The organism is Thioclava sp. ISO4 (assembly GCF_058105145.1).
Map to the genome: position 1 here is coordinate 2,498,117 of NZ_CM176571.1, position 19,817 is coordinate 2,517,933.

Below are 19,817 nucleotides of genomic sequence, written 5' to 3' on the forward strand. Positions count from 1 at the left end.
GGGGGGCGCGGTAGCGCGGGGGCAGAGCCCCCCACCGTCACTTGATCTTGCGCGCCTTCGCCTCGTTCCAAAGCGCATCCATCTCGGCCAGATCGCTGTCCTTCGGCGCCTTGCCGCGCGCTTCAAGTTCGCGCTCGATATGATTGAACCGGTTGGTGAATTTCAGATTGGCCGCGCGCAGGGACGCCTCCGGGTCCAGCCCCAGATGCCGCCCGAGATTGACCATCACAAACAGCAGGTCGCCATATTCCTCGGCCAGTTCTTCCGGGCCCAATTCGTCGCGCGCCTCTTCCAACTCACGCGCTTCCTCGACGATCTTATCCAAGACCTCATCGGTCGAAGGCCAGTCGAACCCCACCCGCGCCGCGCGGTTCTGCAGCTTGATCGCACGGGTCAGCGCGGGCAGGCCCAGAGCCACCCCGTCCAACACACCGACCCGCTCGGATTTACCCGCAGCCTTGCGCTCGGCCGCCTTGATCGCTTCCCAATCGGCGGTCTGCTGTTCGGCGGATTTCTCGCGGCTCTCGTCGCCGAAGACATGCGGATGACGTGCCACCATCTTCGCGTTGATCGCACGCAGCACGTCGGAGATATCGAAGCGCCCGTCCTCGGACGCCATTTGCGCGTGATAGACCACCTGCAGCGCCAGATCGCCCAGCTCGCCCGGCAATTCCGACCAGGCCTGCCGCGCGATCGCATCGGCGACCTCATGGGCTTCCTCGATCGTGTAGGGCGCGATGGAGGCGAAATCCTGCTCCAGATCCCACGGGCAACCGCTCTCCGGATCACGCAGGCATTCCATGATCGCGGTCAGCCGAGTGAACTGATGGGCCGCATCGCCCGTATCGTCGAAGATGAGTGCGTCGTCGGGTTTGGCCATTGCAGCTTGCCTCCTGCCATGCGAATGCCTCTGGCCTAACCAGCCCGCAAGGGGAAGTCCACTATGCCCGTTCTCAACCGTATCGCCGATCTCGGCCCGCAAATGACCGAATGGCGGCACTGGCTGCATCGCCATCCCGAGCTGCGTTTCGATCTGCACCAGACCTCGGGTTTTGTCGCCGCGAAGCTGCGCGAAATCGGGGTGGATGAGATCCATGAAGGGATCGCCCAGACCGGGATCGTGGCGCTGATCAAAGGGCAGGGCGAAGGCCCCACCATCGGCCTGCGCGCCGATATGGACGCGCTGCCGATCACGGAAGAAACCCATGCGGAATACGCCTCCGAGACGCCCGGCAAGATGCATGCCTGCGGCCATGACGGGCATACGGCAATGCTTCTGGGGGCGGCGGCCTATCTGGCCGAGACCCGGAAATTCGCAGGCACCGTGGCGCTGATCTTCCAGCCCGCCGAGGAAGACGGCGGCGGGGCCGAGGTGATGGTCGATGCGGGTGTGATGGAACGCTTCGGCATCTCGCGCGTCTTCGCGATCCACAACGCGCCGGGGCTGCCGTTCGGGCATTTCTACACCACACCCGGCCCCTATCTCGCCTCGGTCGACGAGGCGCGCGTGACGGTGACGGGGCGCGGCGGCCATGCGGCGACCCCGCAGGGCTGCATCGATCCGATCCCGGCACTCTCGGCGATGGTGACCTCATTGCAGACGGTGGTCTCGCGCAACGTGGGCGCGGGCGATGCGCTCGTCGTCTCGGTCACGCAGGTCCATGCGGGCACCGCGCTCAACATCATCCCCGAAAGCGGATTCCTCACCGCGACGATTCGCTGCTTCGAGCCGGAGGTCCGTGATCTGGCGGAAAAACGGCTGCGCGAGATCTGCGAAGGCATCGCGGCGGCGCATGGCGTCAGCGTCGAGATCGAATACGAACGCGGCTACCCGCCCACCGTGAACGACCCCGACGAGACCGGGTTCGCCGCCGAAGTCGCAAGCGAAATCGCAGGGCCCGAGCGCGTCGTGACCGACGCTCCGCGCGAAATGGGTGCCGAGGATTTCGCCTATATGCTGGCGGCCCGGCCCGGCGCCTATCTCTTCATGGGCACCGGCGAGGGCGCGGGGCTCCACCATCCGCGCTTCGATTTCAACGACGAGGCCGCGCCTGTGGGGGCCTCCTACCTCGCCCGTCTGGCCGAGCGCGCCTTGCCCTTGGGCTGAGACGCCTCCCTTCTTCTCGATCGAAATATCCCGGGGACGCTCCGCAGGAGCGGGGGCAGAGCCCCTTTTTCCTTGTCGATCACAGCCCTTCGGCGATAGGGCGCGCGCGCTCCGTTTCCCTTCGCCGCGTCACCGCGACGTGAGGTCGCCTTCACAGGGGCGGCTTCGCCTTGCCAAGCCTCAGGGCCACGGCTAGGGTGCGCGCCGACAACCGGGGCTTGCTGCCCCCAAGGCCCATGACAAAGGACCATAGATCATGTTCGTGACCCCCGCTTTCGCGCAGGCCGCCGGTGGCGCCAGTAACCCCGCCGCCGCGTTCGGCCAGTTCCTTCCCCTGATCCTGATCTTCGTGATCATGTATTTCCTGCTGATCCGTCCGCAGCAGAAAAAAGCCAAGGAGCACAAGGCGATGCTCGAGGCTCTGCGCCGCGGTGATCAGGTCGTGACCCAGGGCGGTATTCTCGGCAAAGTCACCCATATCAAGGAAGACGGCGAGGTCGAGGTCGAGATCGCGCAGGGCGTCAAAGTCCGCGTGGTGAAATCGACCATCGTGCAGGTTGTTTCGCGCACCGAACCCGCCAAGACCTCTGAATAAGCCATAAAAGGCCCGTCCCCCATGTTGCACATCTCGCTGTGGAAGCGCGTGCTGATCCTGATCATCGTTTTGATCGGGGTCGTCTTTGCCGCGCCGAACATCTTTTACAACCGGGTGGAGGGGCATAACGATGCCGTTGCCGCCGCCGCGAAGGGCGAGTCTCTGACGCCCGAGCAGCAGGCCGCGCAGGCTGGCTGGCCCGATTGGCTGCCCTCCGACATCGTCAATCTCGGCCTCGATCTGCGCGGTGGCGCGCAGCTTCTGGCCGAGGTCAATGTCGATGAGGTCTACAAGGCGCGTGTTGATGCGCTCTGGCCCGAGTTCCGCAAGGCGCTCGCCGCCGAGCGCGGCACGCTCGGCTCGATCCGTCGCCTGAACGCCGATCCGGGCGTCCTGCGGATCCAGATCGGCAATGCCGACCAGATCGCGGAAGCCCAGAAGATCGCCGAGACGCTGAACAACCCGGTCTCGTCGCTGACCGGCGTTGGGCAGAAGACGCTCGCGATCACCACTGAGGGCAACCAGCTGATCATCCAGCTCTCGGATGCCGAGAAGGCCGCGACAGACGACCGCACGATGCAGCAATCGCTGGAGATCGTGCGCCGCCGGATCGACGCCGCGGGCACCCGTGAACCCACGATCGTGCGCGAAGGCGCTGACCGCATCCTGATCCAGGTGCCGGGCGCAAGCTCCGCACAGGAGATCAAGCAGCTGATCGGCACCACGGCAAAACTGACCTTCAACTCGGTGATCGGCACCAGTTCGAACCCGAACGAGGCGGTGGGCTCGGATCAGGAAATCCTGCCCTCGGCCGATCAGAAAGGGCTCTACTACATCCTCGACAGCCTTCCGGTCGTGACCGGCGAAGACCTGACGGATGCGCGCCCCGATACCGATCAGAACGGCTATCCGGCGGTGGCCTTCCGCTTCAACGCGAGCGCGGCCCGCACTTTCGGCGATTACACGCAGAACAATATCGGCAAACCCTTTGCCATCGTGCTCGACAACAAGGTGATCTCGGCGCCGACGATCCAATCGCATATCGCGGGCGGCTCGGGCATCATCACCGGCCGGTTCACGGTGAAAGAGGCGACCGATCTGGCGCTGCTGCTGCGCGCCGGTGCGTTGCCCGCCTCGATGACCTTCCTCGAAGAGCGGACCATCGGCCCGGAGCTCGGCGCGGATTCGATCGCGGCCGGCAAGATGGCCGCGGCCGTCGGCGCGGTGCTCGTCGTGATCTTCATGATCGCGTCCTACGGCACCTTCGGCGTGTTCGCCTCGCTGGCGCTGGGGATCAACATCGCGCTGATCTTCGCGATCCTCTCGGTGATCGGCGGCACGCTGACGCTGCCCGGTATCGCCGGAATCGTGCTGACGATGGGTACGGCGGTCGACGCCAACGTGCTCGTGTTCGAGCGTATCCGCGAGGAGCTGCGCAATCAGCAGAAGGCGAAAGCCGCCCGCGCGATCGAGCTTGGCTATGAGCGCGCGATGTCCGCCATCGTCGACGCCAACGTGACCACCTTCCTCACGGCGGTGATCCTCTTCGTGCTGGGCGCAGGCCCGGTGCGCGGGTTCGCCGTCACCTTCCTGATCGGGATCATCACCTCGGTCTTCACCGCGATCTGGGTGACGCGGCTGTTCGTGAGCATCTGGTTCGCGCGCCGTCGTCCCCGCGAACTCGTACTGTAAGGGAGATCAAGACATGGCATTCCGTCTGAAACTGGTCCCCGAGAAGACCACCTTCGACTTTTTCCGTCATCAGAAGCTGACCTTCGGCTTCTCGGTCGTCATGGTGCTGGCCTCGCTGGTGCTGGTGCTGACGATGGGGCTGAACCTCGGAATCGACTTCCGCGGCGGCACCACGATCCGCACCGAGGCCGACCAGACCGAGCCGGTCGATATCGGCGCTTACCGTTCCGCCATCGCGCCGCTCGATCTGGGCGACGTGCTGATCACGCAGGTCTATGACCCGAACTTCCGCGCCGATCAGAAAGTCGTCACGATCCGCATCCAGGCGCAGGACGGTCAGGAGGCGATCAGCCCCGACACCCAGGCCAAGGTGCTGGAATCGCTCAAATCGGTGAACAAGGACATCAAGATCGTCGCGACCGAGTCGATCGGGCCCAAGGTCTCGGGCGAGCTGATCTGGACGGCGATCTGGTCCGTTCTGGCCGCCGTGGCCGCGATCCTGGTCTATATCTGGCTGCGTTTTGAGTGGCAGTTCTCGGTGGGCGCGGTCGCCGCGCTGATCCATGACGTGACCGTCACGGTCGGCATCTTCGCGCTGTTCCAGATCAAGTTCGACCTGTCGATCATCGCGGCGCTGCTGACGATCCTCGGCTATTCGATCAACGATACCGTCGTCGTCTTCGACCGTCTTCGCGAGAACCTCGTGAAATACAAGAAGATGCCGCTGCGCGAGGTGATGAACCTCTCGGTCAACGAGACGCTGTCGCGTACCGTGATGACCTCGGGCACCACGCTGCTGGCGCTGATCTCGCTGCTGGTTCTCGGCGGCGACGTGATCCGCAACTTCGTCTTCGCGATGACCTGGGGCGTGATCGTGGGCACCTATTCCTCGGTCTATGTCGCCAAGAACATCGTCCTGTTCATCGGGCTCGACCGCAACAAGGAGAAGAAGGACCCCTCGGAGAAGTTCTTCGACAAAACGGATGTCGCTACTGACTGAAGCCAATTTCGGGGCCTCGCTGCCGATCGACGGCTACGGGCCGGGATTTTTCCGCGTCGCCGGAGAGGTCACGCGCGGCTCGGTCTGGGTCGCGGGCGAGGAGATGGGCAGCTGGGGCGGTCTGGACGACCGCGCGCCGCTGCTCGCACTCGCAGGCAAGCTCGACGTGTTGTTCATCGGCACCGGCGAAGAGATCGCCCATCTGCCGAAGGACCTCGTGGCCGAGCTGGAGGCCGAGGGGCTGATGTGCGAAGGCATGGCCACGCCGTCCGCGGCTCGCACCTATAACGTGCTGCTGTCCGAAGGCCGCCGGGTCGGCTGCGCGCTGATCGCGATGCCGGAAAACCCTGCCACGCCCGAGACGCCTGAATGAGCATGTTGTCGGTCGAAGGGCTCGCGGTGTCGCGCGGTGGTCTCCCGGTTCTGGAAGACCTGAGCTTTTCGCTCGATGCAGGCCATGCGCTGGTGCTGCGCGGCCCCAACGGCGTCGGCAAGACGACGCTTCTGCGCACCTTGGCCGGGCTGCAACCGGCGCTGGCCGGGACGGTCTCGATGCCGCCCGAAAGCATGGCCTATGCCGCCCATTCCGACGGGCTGAAATCGACGCTGACGGTGCGCGAGAATCTCGGCTTCTGGGCGTCGATCTATGCGACCAGCGATATCGAACCGGCGCTTGAACGGATGAACCTTCAAAGCCTCGCGACGCGGCCCGCTCATAGCCTGTCTGCCGGGCAGAAGCGCCGCCTTGGCCTTGCGCGGCTTCTCGTGACCGGCCGCCCGATCTGGGTGCTGGACGAGCCGACCGTGTCGCTCGACACCGCCTCTGTCGCGCTTTTCGCCGAGGCCGTGCGCGGCCATCTGGCGAGCGGCGGGGCCGCGCTGATCGCGACCCATATCGATCTCGGGCTTAACGAGGCCTCCGTGCTCGACCTGACTCCCTTCAAGGCCAAGACGCCGGAAGAGGGCGGGATGCAGGGCGCTTTCGACGAGGCCTTCCTATGATCGCGCGGCGCGCTATCGGAGCGGCCGGGAGCCTCCGGCGGGGATATTTGGACCAAGGCGAAGGCAGCTGCGCGCTGTTTCGGCTTGGCCGAAATATCCCGGGGGATGAGCGGCGCAGCCGCGAAGGGGGCAGCGCCCCCTTGGCTGGCGCAGGAGGCCGGGCATGATCGCGCTTCTGCTCAGAGACCTGCGCCTCGCGGTGCGGGCGGGCGGCGGCTTCGGACTCGGGCTGGCCTTCTTCCTGATCGTGGTGACGCTGGTCCCGTTCGGGGTCGGCCCCGAGGGGAAAATCCTCGCACGGATCGCTCCGGGCATCCTGTGGGTCGGCGCGCTTCTGGCCTGCCTGCTCTCGCTCGACCGGATCTTCGCGCTCGATTACGAGGATGGCTCGCTCGATCTGCTGGTCACCGCGCCGGTGCCGCTCGAAGGGGTCGTCTCGATCAAGGCGCTCGCGCATTGGATCACCACGGGGCTACCGCTGGTTGTCGCGGCACCCGTGTTCGGGATCTTGCTTCATCTGCCGCAGGGCGCGCATTTCTGGATGGTGATCTCGCTTCTTCTGGGCACGCCGGCGCTGTCGGTTCTGGGCACGTTCGGGGCCGCGCTGACGGTCGGGCTGAAGCGCGGCGGACTTTTGTTGTCGCTGCTGGTCTTGCCATTCTATGTGCCGACCCTCATCTTCGGTGCGGAGCTCGTGCGCCGTGGCGCCGAGGGGATGAACACTGAGACACCGCTTCTGATGCTGGCCGGGATCACGGCCGCGACGGTCGCGCTGGTGCCCTTCGCCTCGGCCGCCGCGATCCGCGTCAATCTGCGCTAGCGCACCCCGCGCGCGCGCCGTGATAGGAAGAGCCGTGATACACAGAGCCAACCTGGCCAGAAGGTGAGCAGAACAACAAGATGTCGATCTGGGAATACGCCAACCCCGTCAAATTCATGAAGACCACGGACAAGATCCTGCCCTGGACGGTGGGAATTGCCGCGATCACGCTGATCGTCGGGCTGGTCTGGGGCTATTTCTTCGTCCCTGCCGCCGAGAATTTCGGCGGCTCGGTGAAGGTGATCTATGTCCATGTCCCCGCCGCGATGATGGCGATCAACATCTGGGTGATGATGGTCGTGACCTCGCTGATTTGGCTGGTTCGTCGCCACCATGTCTCGGCGCTGGCCGCCAAGGCTGCCGCGCCCATCGGCGCGGTGATGACGCTTATCGCGCTGATCACCGGCGCGGTCTGGGGCCAGCCGATGTGGGGCACCTGGTGGGAATGGGATCCGCGACTGACGTCGTTCCTGATCCTGTTCCTGTTCTACCTCGGCTATATCGCGCTTTGGGCGGCGGTCGAGAACCCCGATACGGCCGCCGATCTGACCGGCGTGCTCAGCCTCGTCGGCGGGGTGTTCGCGGTGCTCTCGCGCTATGCGGCGAATTTCTGGAACCAGGGGCTGCATCAGGGGGCGACGCTCTCGATGGATTCCGAGCAGCACATCGCCGATGTCTACTGGTTCCCGCTGCTTCTGTGCTTGGCCGGGTTCGTCTTCTTCTTCCTCGCGCTGGTGCTGATCCGCACCCGCACCGAGGTCCGCGCGCGCCGTCTGGGCGCCATCCAGCAACGTGAGCGCATGGCATGAGTGATACGACCGAGCAAAGCGGCACCGTCACCGAGGGCGGCGTCGTCCTCGTGGACCCGTCCACCAAATCCTACACCGAAACCGTCAATATCGCCTGGGCCTCGACGGTCGTGCTTCTGGTGCTGATCGTCGTCGTCTCGCTGATGCGCGGTGCGAAGGTGAAACGTCAATTGGCCGAGGCCGAGGCTCGCCGGAAAGGGGGCGCACATGGTTAAGCCGCTGATGCTGCTGCCGCCGCTGATCTTCGCGGGGCTTGCGGGCGTGTTCATCTGGGGGATGACGCGCGAGGACCCCACGCAGCTGCCGACCGCCTTTGCGGGCAAGCCCGCGCCGCCGGTGCAGCTTGAACCGCTGGGCGATTTCAAACCCTTCACCGATGCCGATCTGAAGGACGGCAAGGTCAAGCTGGTGAACTTCTGGGCCTCGTGGTGCGCGCCGTGCCGGGTCGAGCATCCCAATCTCGAAGCGCTCGCTGATGAGGGGATTCCGATCTACGGGGTCAACTACAAGGACAAGCCCGCCAAGGCGCAGGGTTTCCTGAGCGAGATGGGCAACCCGTTCGCCGAGCTCGGCGCCGATCCGAACGGCAAAATGGCGCTGAACTGGGGCGTCTACGGCGTGCCAGAGACCTTCGTGATCGATGGCACGGGCAAGGTGCTCTACCGCTTTGCCGGCCCGCTGACCGAACGCGTGATTGCCTCGGATCTGCGACCGCTTCTGAACGGCGAGACGGCCGCGCAATAAAGGGCAGGGCGCAAGCGCGTCACTTCCCCCGATCCAGATAGCTTCAAAAGCAAAGGCCCCCGAACCGGGGGCCTTTCTCGTCTCTAACTCAGAACGGAATCTCGTCGTCGAAATCCGAGCGGCCACCGCCGCCGCCGCCACCGGAGCCGCCCGAGGACGGGCCGCCATAGCCGCCGCCATCATCGTAGCCGCCGCCACCCGAGGACGGGCCGCCGTAGCCACCGCCACCGCCGCCTTGACCGCCACCCGAGCCGCCAGGCCCGTCGAGCATGGTCAGCTCGCTGCGATAGGGGCGCAGCACGACCTCGGTCGAGTAGCGGTCCTGACCGTTCTGGTCCTGCCATTTGCGGGTTTCGAGCTGGCCCTCGATATAGACCTTCGAGCCCTTGCGCAGATATTGCTCTGCCACCTTCGCCAGCGGCTCCGAGAAGATCGCGACCGAATGCCATTCGGTGCGCTCCTTGCGCTCGCCGGTATTGCGGTCGCGCCACGTCTCGGAGGTGGCGATGCGCAGGTTGCACACCTTGCCGCCGTTCGAGAAGGTCCGCACCTCCGGGTCGCGGCCCAGATTGCCGATCAGAATGACCTTGTTGACGCTGCCTGCCATATTGCCTCCGCCTGCGATTCTAGAATTGGTCCCAAAGGGTATAGAGCAGAGCCCCGCGAGAGCCTAGGGGCGAAGGTTCGCTCAACCGTGACGGAAAGCGGCGAAATCCCGCGTGCATCTTTGGTTTGAGAGCGATTTCGGCCCCGGATTTCCAACCTTGTGCCGATAGATGGCGCCGTGGGTTTGCCACAGGTCTGGACGAGCCGGACGGCACACGGGGACGAACCCCACCCGATCCGGTCGAGCAACCCCACATCCCATGAGGAGATACCCCATGAAATACCTGATGCTGATCGCCGCGAGCGCCACGATTGCCGCTGCCTCCACTCTCCCCGCACTCGCAGAAGGTGGCGAAGGCGCCGTGGCCCCGGCGAAAGAGCAGAAGCTCGCAGCCGAGCTGAAAAATCAGGGCTACGACGTGCGCCGGATGGAAATGGAAGACGGCTATATCGAAGTCTACGCGATGAAGGACGGCAAGCGCGCTCAGCTCTTCTTCAACTCCAAGCTTCAGCAGGTGAAGCGCTCGGACAGCAACTGATCCGATCCTCAAGGGGCGGGCCGGCACGAACCGGCCCGTCTTCCTCACGCCAGTCTTTCCCGAAGCAGCAGGAGGGCCCGATCATGGCCATCGAAGACGCGAGCTTTACCGATCTTCCGTCACACGAAACGTCTCACGCCGAACCGCCGCCCGTCGGTGCGCATAGCGTATGGGACCCGTTCGTCCGGGTGTTCCACTGGTCCATCGCGGGCCTCTTCACCGCCAATGCGTTCTTCACCTCCCCGAAGCACGATCTGCACCACTGGATCGGCTACACGGTCGCAGGGCTCGTGACGGCGCGCATCCTCTGGGGTCTGTTCGGCACCCGCCACGCGCGCTTCAAGGACTTCCCGCCATCGCCCACCGGCGCACTGACTCAGCTGCGCGATATGGCGACGGGGCGGCGGCACGCGCATCTGGGCCATTCGCCGCTCGGCGCGCTGATGATTTACAACCTTTTGATCACGCTTCTCGTCATCGCGGGAACGGGCTGGTTGATGACCACTGACGCCTATTGGGGCGTGAAATGGCCCGAGTCACTGCATGAACTCGCCGTCAACTGGGCCGAAGTCTCGATCGCCGCCCATATCGCTGCCGTCGTCTTCGAGAGCCGCCGGTTGCGCGTGAACCTTGCGCGCGCGATGATCACCGGTAAGAAGGTGTTCCGCGGCAACAGAGGGTAAGCGCCGATGGCGGTTTCGCGAGAGCGAGTCTCAATCTGGACGAAAGAGGGCGCATTGGTCGCCCTCATCATATTCCAAGCCGCCTGCACATCGCTCTTCGTGGCCGACGTGTTCGACGACTTCCGCGAGGCCGGGCGTTTCTCCCTGCATCTCAACATGGAGCTTTTCGCCAATCTCGGCCTGATCGCGGGGATCGTCGTCGAGGCGGCGGTGCTTTGGGCGCTGCTTAGGCGACAGGCCCGCGCGGATCGCACGATCGGCGCCGCGCAAGGTGCGATGGCCGAGATGATGGGCGCGCAGTTCGACCAATGGGGGCTGACCCCCGCAGAGGCCGATGTCGCGGGGTTCACCATCAAGGGCTTCTCGGTCTCGGAGACCGCCTCTTTCCGCGGGTCGAGCGAGGCCACGGTGAAATCCCATCTCAATTCCGTCTATCGCAAGGCGGGCGTGTCGGGCCGCTCGCAGCTCGTTTCGATCTTCGTGGAGGAGCTGTTTCACGGCCCCATCAGGGCCGATGCGAAAAAGCAACAGGCGCGCGCAATCTGACGCTACGGCAGCTTATCGGCGGGAGGTTGCCGAGGCGATTGGCGTTTTGCTTTAACTTTTGGCTGATTTCTCTATAGTTTGCCCCAGAATACGTGGACAGTGAGTGGTGGGGGCCGATGCGTAGAACGATCGGAAGTCTCGGATTCGTGGCGATTGCTGCGGCGACGGTGATGGCGGGCCCGATGAGCGCCCAGGCAGAGGGGCTGCGGCTTCAGGGAAGTTCTTCGAAATCCCGCGCGATGCTGTTCCGAAACCAGATCAACATTCTCGATACCCGCGCGGCCCAGCAATACGAGCATTCCTCGCGATTGACGCCGAAAGGCAAGCTGACCCAGACCGCCAGTGCCGAGAGCGTGCCGCGCTACAACGGCAAGTATCGCGGCCAATATATGAACACCGCGAAATCGGTGGCCTCGCGCCATGGCATCCCGGCCGATCTGTTCCTGCGCCTCGTGCAACAGGAGAGCGGCTGGAACCCGCAGGCGCGCTCGCATAAGGGCGCGATGGGGCTGGCGCAGCTGATGCCCGCCACCGCGCGCAAACTGGGCGTGAACCCGCGCGATCCGGCGCAGAACCTCGAAGGCGGCGCGCGCTACCTGAAGATGATGTATGACCGGTTCGGAAGCTGGCGGCTGGCGCTCGCGGCTTACAATGCCGGGCCGGAGGCTGTCGCGAAGCATAACGGCATTCCGCCCTATCGCGAGACCCGGAATTATGTGCGGATCATCCTCGGCGGGTGATCCTCACCAGGAAAAATCAAGAAAAGCCCCGCAAGATCAGAGATCTGCGGGGCTTTCTTTATGTCTTGGGTAAAGAGAGCCGCCAAAGCGGCTGATCTTACGGAATGATCCGGGTGTATTTCGTGCCCGCGAGCGTCGCGCCCGCCATCAGACCGGCCTGGCCGAAGACCAGCGCGATGATCGGCGCGGTCGAGGTCAGGGTGGAGGCCGAAATCGCGCCGCCCTGATCCGGCACCGCATAGCGCGCATCCGCGCCGAGCTGCCAGCCATCGCCGCGGCGGAAGCCGGCAAGCGCCTCGGGCGTCATGAAGAACAGGGCATGGGCATATTGCTGCGCCCCGATCTGCAGACCGAAGCTTGCCGCCGCTGCCGAGTAGTAATCCACGGTCACGTTGTTGATCCGCAGCGCGCCGCGCCCGAACGCGCCGCCGATACCGAAGCCCGCTTCGGTCATCAAAGGCATCCAAAGTACGCCCACCGATTTACTCTCGAGATCGCGGGTGCCGGGATATTTCGTCAGAAGGTAATTCCGGGTCGCATCGACCCGCGCATCCAGCTTGGCGCTGCCTGCACTGCCCACGCCGTTGCCGCAGGCTGCAAGGCCAAGCCCCGCACCGCCCATCGCCAGAAGGGTCCGTCTGGAAAGTTTCGTCATGTCTGTCGCTCCGCTCGATATGCCCGATCTCGCGCCGGGCTGACTGGTCTTATTACGACCGCATGGCACAATTAATAGAGGAGGGAACCCGTTTTGTCACTTCTTCTTGAGCCCATTCACAGCGAAGTGGCAAGACCCTGCTCAGCCGTTACCGAGCAGCTTCGCAGCCTCCGGCGCGAAATAGGTGAGCACGCCATCGCAGCCCGCGCGGCGGAAGCTCATCAGGCTTTCGAGCATGACCTTCTCGTGGTCGAGCCAGCCGTTCTGCACCGCCGCCATGATCATCGCGTATTCGCCGGACACCTGATAGGCGTAGGTCGGCACGCCGAACTGCTCTTTCACGCGGTGGCAGATGTCGAGATAGGGCATCCCCGGCTTCACCATGACCATATCCGCGCCCTCCGACAGATCGCGCGCAACCAGCCGGATCGCCTCGTCGGAATTGCCGGGATTCATCTGGTAGGACTTCTTGTCGCCCTTGAGCGCGCCGGTCGCACCCACCGCATCGCGGAACGGCCCGTAGAAACCGGAGGCATATTTCGCGGCATAGCTGAGGATCGTCACGTCCGAATGGCCCGCCGCTTCGAGCGCCGAGCGAAGCGCCGTGATCCGCCCGTCCATCATGTCCGAGGGCCCGAGGATATCCGCCCCGGCCTCGGCCTGCGCAATCCCCATTTTGACAAGACATTCAACGGTTTCGTCGTTGAGGATAACCCCGTCGCGCACCAGCCCGTCATGGCCGTTGGCGTTGTAGGGGTCGAGCGCGATATCGGTCATGATCGCGATCTCGGGCACCTCTGCCTTGATCGCGCGGATCACCCGGTTGGTGATGTTCTCGGGGTTCCAGGCCTCTTCGCAGGCCTCGGTCTTCACCGCCGGATCGGTATAGGGAAAGAGGCAGATCGCCGGGATGCCGAGCTTCGCGGCCTCTTCGGCGGCGCGCACCGCGCCCTCGAGCGTGCGGCGGACGACGCCCGGCATCGAGGGCACCTCGACATCCGCGCCCGGCACGTCGGTGATGAAGATCGGCCAGATCATGTCCTTCACGCTCAACCGGTGTTCCTGCGCAAGATCGCGAAGCGCGGCAGTGCGGCGCATCCGGCGCAGACGGGTATGCGGGAAGGGCGGAAGGATCGGGTTCATCGGCAGGCTCCTCTGGCTCGGCCAAAGGGGTGCCACGGATCGCTGCCACAGGCAAGCGCGGCCGATCCGCGCGGGGTTCCGCTCGGGCCGAGGCTGGTCTATGTCTCGACGAGAGGGGCCGCGACACGACGACCCGGAAGAACGAGGGCGAGGGGCTTGGAAGTTTTCGACACGATCGCGCGGCTGATCGACCTGCGCAGCTTTTCCAACTTGTGGTATTGGATCGCGCTGGCTGCGGTCTGGTCCTCGGCCTCGCATTGGGTGCTGGGCGTGCCGTGGGACATGGTGATCCGCGCGCGCCGCAAGGGCGGCGAGGCGGCCGAGGATCTCGCCGCGATGACGGCGCTGAGCGCGCGCAGGCTGAACCGGATCCGGCGCGATGCGGGGGTCTCGATGTCGATCACCATCCCGTTCATGCTGAGCTTCCTGCTGATCACCGGTTTCATCTATGGATCGGAAACCGCGCAGGCATTCGCGCTGCTGCTGGTGCCGATGATGGGGGTGTTCGGGCTGAGCCTGCGGCTCGCGCACAAGCTCGACGCGCAGCCATCGCTGGCGCATGATCCCACGCTTGCGATCAAGGCGCTCTCGCGCCACCGGGTGAACGTGCAGGCGATCGGCGTGGTCGCGATCATCGTGAGCGCGCTTTGGGGAATGTATCAGAACCTTCTCGCTTCGATGCTGGTTTAACGCGCGAAGCAACTTGACACCGGAGACAGGCCGGATACCTCGCTTGGCTATGGAGCATTTTCTTCTCTCGGGCGCCCCGGAAGGGTTCGACGCCGCCTTGCTGGCCAAAGAGCTCGCAAAGGGCAAATCGGTCATCCATGTCGCGCGCGACGATCGCCGTCTTGCGGCCATGCGCGGGGCACTCGCGTTCTTTGCGCCCGAGGCGACGGTGCTCGACTTCCCGGCCTGGGATTGTCTGCCCTATGACCGGGTCTCGCCCAATGCCGATATCTCGGCCACGCGGATGGCGACGCTGGCGGCGCTGGCCTCGGGCATGCCGGGGCCGTTCGTTCTGCTGACGACGCTCTCGGCTGCCATGCAGCGCGTGCCCGCGCGCGAGGTGCTGGCGGGGGCGAGCTTCACCGCGCAGGTCGGCAAACGGATCAACGAAAGCGCTTTGCGCGAATTCCTCGTGCGGATGGGCTTCTCGCAGGCCTCGACCGTCTCCGAGCCCGGCGATTACGCGATCCGCGGCGGCATCATCGACATCTTCCCGCCCGGCGAGGGCGGCCCGGTGCGGCTCGATCTATTCGGCGATGTGCTCGACGACGCGCGCCGCTTCGATCCGGTGAGCCAGCGCACGACAGAGAAGCTGAAAGGCGTGGAGCTTGCGCCGGTCTCCGAGGTCATTCTCGACGAGGCCGCGATCACACGCTTCCGGCAGAATTACCGGATCGAGTTCGGTTCGGGCGGCGCGGAAGACCCGCTTTACGAGGCCGTCTCGGCAGGGCGCAAACAGGCGGGGATGGAGCATTGGTTGGGCTTCTTCCATGAAAAGCTCGAGACCATCTTCGACTATCTGCCCGATGCGTCGGTGATGCTCGACGACCAGATCGCCGCGCAGCAGGAAAGCCGCTGGGAAGGGATCGCGGATCAGTACGACACGCGGCGCGAGGCGATGACCCGGCGTGACCGGCTGGACTCGGTCTACAAACCCGCGCCGCCGCAGCTTTTGTATTTGAACCCAGAGGGTTGGGAGGCGGTGTTGAAACCGCTTCGTGTGCTGCGCCTGCAAGTGATCCCGGCACCGCCCGGACCCGGAATTCTGAACGCGGGCGGGCGCGTGGGGCGCAATTTCGCGCCCGAACGCAAGGTCGAAAACGTCAGCCTGTTCAGCGCATTGAAGGATCATGTTCAAGCGCGTCTGGCCGATGGACCCGTGGTGATCGCCTCGTGGTCCGAAGGCGCGCGCGAACGTCTGCGTGGTTTGATGGAAGACGAAGGGCTGATCGGTGCCAAGCTGATCGGCTCTGCGCGTGAGATCGGGCCGGGGGTGAACCTCACGGTCTGGCCGCTCGACGAGGGGTTCGAAGCGCCGCGTGACGGTGGCGAAATGACCGTGATTTCCGAGCAGGACGTGCTCGGCGAGCGGCTCGTCTCGAAGCCGCGGCGCAAGCGCAAGGCCGAGAACTTCCTGACCGAGCACACGACCCTGTCGCCCGGCGATCTGGTGGTCCATGTCGATCACGGGGTGGGCCGCTACAAGGGGCTGGAGACGGTCACCGCCCTTGGTGCACCGCATGAATGCGTGCTCTTGGAATACGCGGGCGGGGACCGCCTCTATCTGCCGGTCGAGAATATCGAACTGCTCAGCCGATACGGCCATGAGGAAGGCTTGCTCGACAAGCTTGGCGGGGGCGCGTGGCAGGCCAAGAAGGCGAAGCTGAAAGAGCGCATCCGTCAGATCGCCGACAAGCTGATGCGGATCGCGGCCGAGCGTCACCTGCGCAACGCGCCAATTCTGGAAGCGCCGCATCACGAGTGGGAAAGCTTCGCCGCGCGCTTCCCCTATACCGAGACCGACGATCAGATGAGCGCGATCGAGGATGTCGTTGACGATCTGAAATCGGGCACGCCGATGGACCGTCTCGTCGTGGGCGATGTGGGTTTCGGCAAAACCGAGGTCGCGATGCGCGCGGCCTTCGTCGCTGCGCAATCGGGCATGCAGGTCGCGGTGATCGCGCCGACGACGCTGCTCGCGCGCCAGCATTACAAGACCTTCGCCGAACGCTTCCGGGGCACCGCGCTGAACGTGAAACCGCTCAGCCGTTTCGTCTCCGCCAAGGAGGCCACCAAGACCCGTGAGGGGCTGCGCGATGGCACGGTCGATATCGTGATCGGCACCCATGCGGTTCTGGCGAAATCGGTGAAATTCGCCAATCTTGGCCTGCTGGTCATCGACGAGGAGCAGCATTTCGGCGTGCAGCACAAAGAGCGCCTGAAACAGATGCGCTCGGAAATTCACGTGCTCACGCTGACCGCGACGCCGATCCCGCGCACGCTGCAACTCTCGCTGACCGGGGTGCGCGATCTGTCGATCATCGGAACGCCGCCCGTCGACCGTCTCGCGATCCGCACTTATGTCAGCGAATTCGACACCGTCACCGTGCGCGAGGCGCTGCTGCGCGAGCATTACCGCGGCGGGCAGAGCTTCTATGTCGTGCCGCGAATTTCCGATCTTCCCGAAATCGAGGAATTTCTGCAAACCCACGTGCCGGAGGTGAAATATCTCGTGGCGCACGGCCAGATGGCGGCGGGCGAACTCGATGACCGGATGAACGCGTTCTACGACGGCAAATACGACGTGTTGCTGGCGACCACGATCGTCGAAAGCGGCCTCGATATTCCGACCGCGAATACGATGGTGATCCACCGCGCCGATATGTTCGGCCTGAGCCAGCTTTACCAGATCCGGGGCCGGGTGGGCCGCGCCAAGACGCGGGCCTATTGCTACCTGACGACGAAGCCACGGATGCCGCTGACGCCGCAGGCGCAGAAACGGTTGAGGCTGCTGGGCTCGCTCGACAGTCTCGGGGCCGGGTTCAACCTCGCCAGTCAGGATCTGGACCTGCGCGGCGCGGGCAACCTTCTGGGCGAGGAGCAGTCGGGCCATATCCGTGAGGTCGGCTACGAGCTTTACCAGTCAATGCTGGAAGAGACGATCTCGAAGCTGAAATCGGGCGAGCTGACCGAGACGGCGGATGGCGACTGGTCGCCGCAGATCAATCTCGGCGTGCCGGTGATGATCCCCGACAGCTACATCCCCGATCTCGACGTCCGCCTCGGCCTTTACCGTCGCCTGTCGAGCCTGACCACCAAGGTCGAGCTGGAAGGCTTTGCCGCCGAGCTGATCGACCGCTTCGGGGAGCTGCCGAAAGAGGTCAACACGCTGCTGCTGGTCGTGCGGATCAAGGCGATGTGCAAACGCGCGATGATCGCCAAGCTCGATGCGGGTCCGAAAGGGGCCACGGTCCAGTTCCACAATGACAAATTCCCGAACCCGCAGGGCCTCGTGGAATTCCTCACCGCGCAGCGCGATCTGGCCAAGGTGAAGGACAACAAGCTGGTCATTCGCCGCGACTGGAAGAACGACAAGGACAAGATCAAGGGCGCCTTCGCGATTGCCCGCGATCTCGCCGAGAAGGTTATCGAGGCGAAGAAGGCGAAGGCCTGAGGGGCTCCGCGCGGAACATCACCTGTCCGCGCGGCAGCATCCGGTCGTCGCGACTGAGGCTCCAGCCTGACGCATCCGCCATCGCGTAGAGCGCGGTCTCCGAGAGGTGATAGGGCGCGCGGGCGGCATGGGTGACGACGCCGTCCTTCTGGCGGTGGCTGATTGCATCCTCCGGGGCGAGGAACACCGTCAGCAGCACGCATTCCAGTTGAGGAAAGCGTCGCAACCCATTGAGACAACGCGCAACAGCGTCGCTCTCCAGATGCGGAAAGACGCCGAAGGCGATGGCATGGGTGATCGTGTCGGTGACACCGGCGAAGGTGAAATCCGCGTCCTCCACCAGCTGCTCTGGGTCGAGCCGCTCGCGGGCGTCAAGCTCCGCCGCATAGCCCGCCAGCATCAGCGCACGCGAGGCATCCGTGCCCCAGTAATGACCGGGCTCCAGATAGGGCACCGCCTTGCAGCCAAGCCGCAACGCGCCCGCGCCGATATCGAGAAGCACGTGATCGGGCCGCAATCCGTGATCCAGAAGCGCCGCCATCTGCGCGCGGCCTGTCTCGTCCCAGCGACCGCCCACGATGTCGCGGTGGCGGCCCTTGGCGAGCGCCTCATCGTAGAACCCGGGGCGGGCATAGGGCGAGGACATCGGGAGCGACTCGGGATCGGGGAAAGATGCGCGGGTATGCGCCCTTTGCCCTCGCGCGTAAAGCCCCGTCAGTCGGTCTCCTGCGTCTTGCGGATCAGCCACCAGGCGAGGCTCGAACAGGTCAGCGTCGCGATCACCATCGGCAGCGCCGTGCCGTTGAAGGACAGACCCACGGGGGCTGCGATCACCACCGCGCCGACCGTCGAGATCGCGGCCACGATCGAGGCCGCCATGCCCGCGATATGGCCCATATGCTCCAGCGCCAGCGCGTTCAGGTTCCCGAAGGTCAGGCCCGCCATCGCGAAGACCGAGACCGAATAGAGGAAGATGAACGGGAAGCCGCTTGCGCCATCCGTCAGCCCCGAAAGCACCAGAACCAGCATCACGGCCGAAACGACGATCTGGACCAGATAAGTCCCTTTGACGATCTTGCGCATCCCCAGCCGCATCACGTAGCGCGCGTTGAAGATCGTGGCCGTGCCCGCCATCAGCGCGCCGATCGCGAACCACATCGGGAAAGTGTCGGTCACGCCATGGGCTGCGTAAAGCTGCTGCGCGGTCGACAGCAGGCCGAACATCTGCCCGAAGCCCAGCGTCATCGTCACGATATAGAGGCGCACATCGGCATGCGTGATCACCTCCGTCGCCGCAGCGCGCAGTTTTGAGACGCTCAGCGGCCGGCGATCTTCCGGCGCGAGCGTTTCGGGTTGCCGGATCAGCAGCCAGCTCACGCCGACGCAGCCGAAAACCATGAAGGCCCAGAACACGCCGCGCCAGCCCGCAAACGCGATCACCAGTTGGCCGATCGACGGGGCGACTGCGGGCACGAGGATGAAGATCATCATGATGAAGGAGGTGATCTTCGCCATTTCGCGCCCGGCAAACAGGTCGCGCACCAGCGCCATCACGGTGATCCGCGGGCCCGAGGCGCCGATCCCTTGCAGCACCCGCGCGGCCAGCAGCGCCTCGAGGCTCTGCGCATGGGCGGCGATGAACGCCCCGACCATGTAGATCGCGATGCCGCCCGCGATGGTCTTGCGCCGTCCCAGCGCATCCGAGATCGGCCCGGCAAACAGCGTGCCCACGCCCATGCCCAGAACGAAGGAGGTCAGCACGAGCTGCGCGCGGTTGACCGCATCCGGGCTCAGCTCGGCCGCGATCTGCGGCAGCGCCGGCAGCATCCCGTCGATCGAAAAGGCGATCGTCGCGATCAGCGAGGCGAGCATGACCGTCAGTTCGGGCAGCGAAAGAGGCGTGCGCGCCCGGGGCGCGTCAGAGATCTGGGACATTCTGGGGGACTTTCCGAA

Annotated in this window: 22 protein-coding genes; 16 read left to right on the plus strand and 6 right to left on the minus strand. The window is 64.7% G+C overall.

What is annotated here, in order from left to right; genetic code table 11:
* Positions 1–37: 37 nt before the first annotated feature.
* Positions 38–880: a nucleoside triphosphate pyrophosphohydrolase gene (gene mazG / locus AC2TZ7_RS12265; RefSeq protein WP_489864446.1), complete on the minus strand. Its 843-nt coding sequence runs from the start codon at positions 878–880 to the stop codon at positions 38–40.
* Positions 881–943: 63 nt separating this feature from the next.
* On the opposite strand from mazG, the gene AC2TZ7_RS12270 reads away from it, so the two are divergent.
* From AC2TZ7_RS12270 to AC2TZ7_RS12315, 10 genes are all read left to right on the plus strand, one after another.
* Complete coding sequence (locus AC2TZ7_RS12270; RefSeq protein ID WP_489864447.1) at positions 944–2,107, plus strand: M20 aminoacylase family protein; 1,164 nt, start codon at positions 944–946, stop codon at positions 2,105–2,107.
* Positions 2,108–2,363: 256 nt separating this feature from the next.
* Positions 2,364–2,702, plus strand: coding sequence for a preprotein translocase subunit YajC (gene yajC / locus AC2TZ7_RS12275; RefSeq protein ID WP_078520633.1), 339 nt, complete (start codon positions 2,364–2,366; stop codon positions 2,700–2,702).
* A gap of 21 nt (positions 2,703–2,723) precedes the next feature.
* Complete coding sequence (gene secD, locus AC2TZ7_RS12280; RefSeq protein WP_489864448.1) at positions 2,724–4,394, plus strand: protein translocase subunit SecD; 1,671 nt, start codon at positions 2,724–2,726, stop codon at positions 4,392–4,394.
* Between the two features lie 13 nt (positions 4,395–4,407).
* Positions 4,408–5,394, plus strand: coding sequence for a protein translocase subunit SecF (gene secF / locus AC2TZ7_RS12285; RefSeq protein WP_489864449.1), 987 nt, complete (start codon positions 4,408–4,410; stop codon positions 5,392–5,394).
* Positions 5,378–5,767 carry an Mth938-like domain-containing protein gene (locus AC2TZ7_RS12290; RefSeq protein ID WP_489864450.1) on the plus strand — a complete coding sequence of 130 codons (390 nt, stop codon included), beginning with the start codon at positions 5,378–5,380 and terminating at the stop codon, positions 5,765–5,767. The genes secF and AC2TZ7_RS12290 overlap by 17 nt, the downstream gene beginning before the upstream one ends.
* Complete coding sequence (gene ccmA, locus AC2TZ7_RS12295; RefSeq protein WP_489864451.1) at positions 5,764–6,396, plus strand: heme ABC exporter ATP-binding protein CcmA; 633 nt, start codon at positions 5,764–5,766, stop codon at positions 6,394–6,396. The genes AC2TZ7_RS12290 and ccmA overlap by 4 nt, the downstream gene beginning before the upstream one ends.
* Positions 6,397–6,559: 163 nt before the next feature.
* A complete protein-coding gene (ccmB, locus tag AC2TZ7_RS12300; RefSeq protein ID WP_098410942.1) occupies positions 6,560–7,216 on the plus strand; it encodes a heme exporter protein CcmB in 657 nt (218 codons plus the stop codon).
* An 80-nt stretch (positions 7,217–7,296) separates the two neighbouring features.
* The gene (locus AC2TZ7_RS12305) at positions 7,297–8,025 is read left to right on the plus strand and encodes a heme ABC transporter permease (RefSeq protein WP_489864452.1); all 729 of its coding nucleotides are present in this window, start codon (positions 7,297–7,299) and stop codon (positions 8,023–8,025) included.
* Entirely contained in the window at positions 8,022–8,240 is a 219-nt protein-coding gene (ccmD, locus tag AC2TZ7_RS12310) for a heme exporter protein CcmD (protein ID WP_083079292.1), read from the plus strand. Before AC2TZ7_RS12305 ends, ccmD begins: the two co-directional genes overlap by 4 nt.
* Positions 8,233–8,769, plus strand: coding sequence for a DsbE family thiol:disulfide interchange protein (locus tag AC2TZ7_RS12315; protein ID WP_489864453.1), 537 nt, complete (start codon positions 8,233–8,235; stop codon positions 8,767–8,769). Before ccmD ends, AC2TZ7_RS12315 begins: the two co-directional genes overlap by 8 nt.
* An 88-nt stretch (positions 8,770–8,857) precedes the next feature.
* On the opposite strand, the gene ssb is transcribed toward AC2TZ7_RS12315, so the two are convergent.
* The gene (gene ssb, locus AC2TZ7_RS12320; RefSeq protein ID WP_078572308.1) at positions 8,858–9,376 is read right to left on the minus strand and encodes a single-stranded DNA-binding protein; all 519 of its coding nucleotides are present in this window, start codon (positions 9,374–9,376) and stop codon (positions 8,858–8,860) included.
* A gap of 274 nt (positions 9,377–9,650) precedes the next feature.
* Between ssb and AC2TZ7_RS12325 the strand changes: the two genes are divergently transcribed.
* The 4 genes from AC2TZ7_RS12325 (at position 9,651) to AC2TZ7_RS12340 (ending at position 11,883) form a co-directional block, all read left to right on the plus strand.
* Positions 9,651–9,914: a PepSY domain-containing protein gene (locus AC2TZ7_RS12325; RefSeq protein WP_168173824.1), complete on the plus strand. Its 264-nt coding sequence runs from the start codon at positions 9,651–9,653 to the stop codon at positions 9,912–9,914.
* Between the two features lie 83 nt (positions 9,915–9,997).
* Entirely contained in the window at positions 9,998–10,597 is a 600-nt protein-coding gene (locus tag AC2TZ7_RS12330) for a cytochrome b/b6 domain-containing protein (RefSeq protein ID WP_489864454.1), read from the plus strand.
* Between the two features lie 54 nt (positions 10,598–10,651).
* Positions 10,652–11,143: a helix-turn-helix transcriptional regulator gene (locus tag AC2TZ7_RS12335; protein ID WP_489864455.1), complete on the plus strand. Its 492-nt coding sequence runs from the start codon at positions 10,652–10,654 to the stop codon at positions 11,141–11,143.
* 116 nt (positions 11,144–11,259) lie between these two features.
* Entirely contained in the window at positions 11,260–11,883 is a 624-nt protein-coding gene (locus AC2TZ7_RS12340) for a lytic transglycosylase domain-containing protein (RefSeq protein ID WP_098410948.1), read from the plus strand.
* Positions 11,884–11,980: 97 nt separating this feature from the next.
* On the opposite strand, the gene AC2TZ7_RS12345 is transcribed toward AC2TZ7_RS12340, so the two are convergent.
* Entirely contained in the window at positions 11,981–12,538 is a 558-nt protein-coding gene (locus AC2TZ7_RS12345) for a lipid-binding SYLF domain-containing protein (RefSeq protein ID WP_098410949.1), read from the minus strand.
* 141 nt (positions 12,539–12,679) lie between these two features.
* Positions 12,680–13,681: a porphobilinogen synthase gene (gene hemB, locus AC2TZ7_RS12350; protein ID WP_489864456.1), complete on the minus strand. Its 1,002-nt coding sequence runs from the start codon at positions 13,679–13,681 to the stop codon at positions 12,680–12,682.
* Between the two features lie 156 nt (positions 13,682–13,837).
* On the opposite strand from hemB, the gene AC2TZ7_RS12355 reads away from it, so the two are divergent.
* Positions 13,838–14,371, plus strand: coding sequence for a component of SufBCD complex (locus tag AC2TZ7_RS12355; RefSeq protein ID WP_489864457.1), 534 nt, complete (start codon positions 13,838–13,840; stop codon positions 14,369–14,371).
* Positions 14,372–14,420: 49 nt separating this feature from the next.
* A complete protein-coding gene (gene mfd / locus AC2TZ7_RS12360; protein ID WP_489864458.1) occupies positions 14,421–17,864 on the plus strand; it encodes a transcription-repair coupling factor in 3,444 nt (1,147 codons plus the stop codon).
* Here the strand turns inward: mfd and AC2TZ7_RS12365 are convergent.
* The gene (locus tag AC2TZ7_RS12365) at positions 17,836–18,510 is read right to left on the minus strand and encodes a class I SAM-dependent methyltransferase (protein WP_489864459.1); all 675 of its coding nucleotides are present in this window, start codon (positions 18,508–18,510) and stop codon (positions 17,836–17,838) included. The two genes, mfd and AC2TZ7_RS12365, sit on opposite strands and share 29 nt — an antisense overlap.
* A 68-nt stretch (positions 18,511–18,578) precedes the next feature.
* The gene (locus AC2TZ7_RS12370) at positions 18,579–19,799 is read right to left on the minus strand and encodes a multidrug effflux MFS transporter (RefSeq protein WP_489864460.1); all 1,221 of its coding nucleotides are present in this window, start codon (positions 19,797–19,799) and stop codon (positions 18,579–18,581) included.
* Positions 19,800–19,817 lie beyond the last annotated feature (18 nt).

Excerpts from the sequence above, each read along its gene's own strand:
- ccmA (WP_489864451.1), top strand. The coding sequence starts at position 5,764 with ATGAGCATGTTGTCGGTCGAAGGGCTCGCGGTGTCGCGCGGTGGTCTC.
- AC2TZ7_RS12345 (WP_098410949.1), bottom strand. The coding sequence starts at position 12,538 with ATGACGAAACTTTCCAGACGGACCCTTCTGGCGATGGGCGGTGCGGGG.
- hemB (WP_489864456.1), bottom strand. The coding sequence starts at position 13,681 with ATGAACCCGATCCTTCCGCCCTTCCCGCATACCCGTCTGCGCCGGATG.
- AC2TZ7_RS12340 (WP_098410948.1), top strand. The coding sequence starts at position 11,260 with ATGCGTAGAACGATCGGAAGTCTCGGATTCGTGGCGATTGCTGCGGCG.
- AC2TZ7_RS12365 (WP_489864459.1), bottom strand. The coding sequence starts at position 18,510 with ATGTCCTCGCCCTATGCCCGCCCCGGGTTCTACGATGAGGCGCTCGCC.
- AC2TZ7_RS12315 (WP_489864453.1), top strand. The coding sequence starts at position 8,233 with ATGGTTAAGCCGCTGATGCTGCTGCCGCCGCTGATCTTCGCGGGGCTT.
- AC2TZ7_RS12290 (WP_489864450.1), top strand. The coding sequence starts at position 5,378 with ATGTCGCTACTGACTGAAGCCAATTTCGGGGCCTCGCTGCCGATCGAC.
- secD (WP_489864448.1), top strand. The coding sequence starts at position 2,724 with ATGTTGCACATCTCGCTGTGGAAGCGCGTGCTGATCCTGATCATCGTT.
- secF (WP_489864449.1), top strand. The coding sequence starts at position 4,408 with ATGGCATTCCGTCTGAAACTGGTCCCCGAGAAGACCACCTTCGACTTT.
- AC2TZ7_RS12305 (WP_489864452.1), top strand. The coding sequence starts at position 7,297 with ATGTCGATCTGGGAATACGCCAACCCCGTCAAATTCATGAAGACCACG.
- AC2TZ7_RS12325 (WP_168173824.1), top strand. The coding sequence starts at position 9,651 with ATGAAATACCTGATGCTGATCGCCGCGAGCGCCACGATTGCCGCTGCC.
- ccmB (WP_098410942.1), top strand. The coding sequence starts at position 6,560 with ATGATCGCGCTTCTGCTCAGAGACCTGCGCCTCGCGGTGCGGGCGGGC.
- yajC (WP_078520633.1), top strand. The coding sequence starts at position 2,364 with ATGTTCGTGACCCCCGCTTTCGCGCAGGCCGCCGGTGGCGCCAGTAAC.
- mazG (WP_489864446.1), bottom strand. The coding sequence starts at position 880 with ATGGCCAAACCCGACGACGCACTCATCTTCGACGATACGGGCGATGCG.
- AC2TZ7_RS12370 (WP_489864460.1), bottom strand. The coding sequence starts at position 19,799 with ATGTCCCAGATCTCTGACGCGCCCCGGGCGCGCACGCCTCTTTCGCTG.
- AC2TZ7_RS12330 (WP_489864454.1), top strand. The coding sequence starts at position 9,998 with ATGGCCATCGAAGACGCGAGCTTTACCGATCTTCCGTCACACGAAACG.
- mfd (WP_489864458.1), top strand. The coding sequence starts at position 14,421 with ATGGAGCATTTTCTTCTCTCGGGCGCCCCGGAAGGGTTCGACGCCGCC.
- ssb (WP_078572308.1), bottom strand. The coding sequence starts at position 9,376 with ATGGCAGGCAGCGTCAACAAGGTCATTCTGATCGGCAATCTGGGCCGC.
- ccmD (WP_083079292.1), top strand. The coding sequence starts at position 8,022 with ATGAGTGATACGACCGAGCAAAGCGGCACCGTCACCGAGGGCGGCGTC.
- AC2TZ7_RS12270 (WP_489864447.1), top strand. The coding sequence starts at position 944 with ATGCCCGTTCTCAACCGTATCGCCGATCTCGGCCCGCAAATGACCGAA.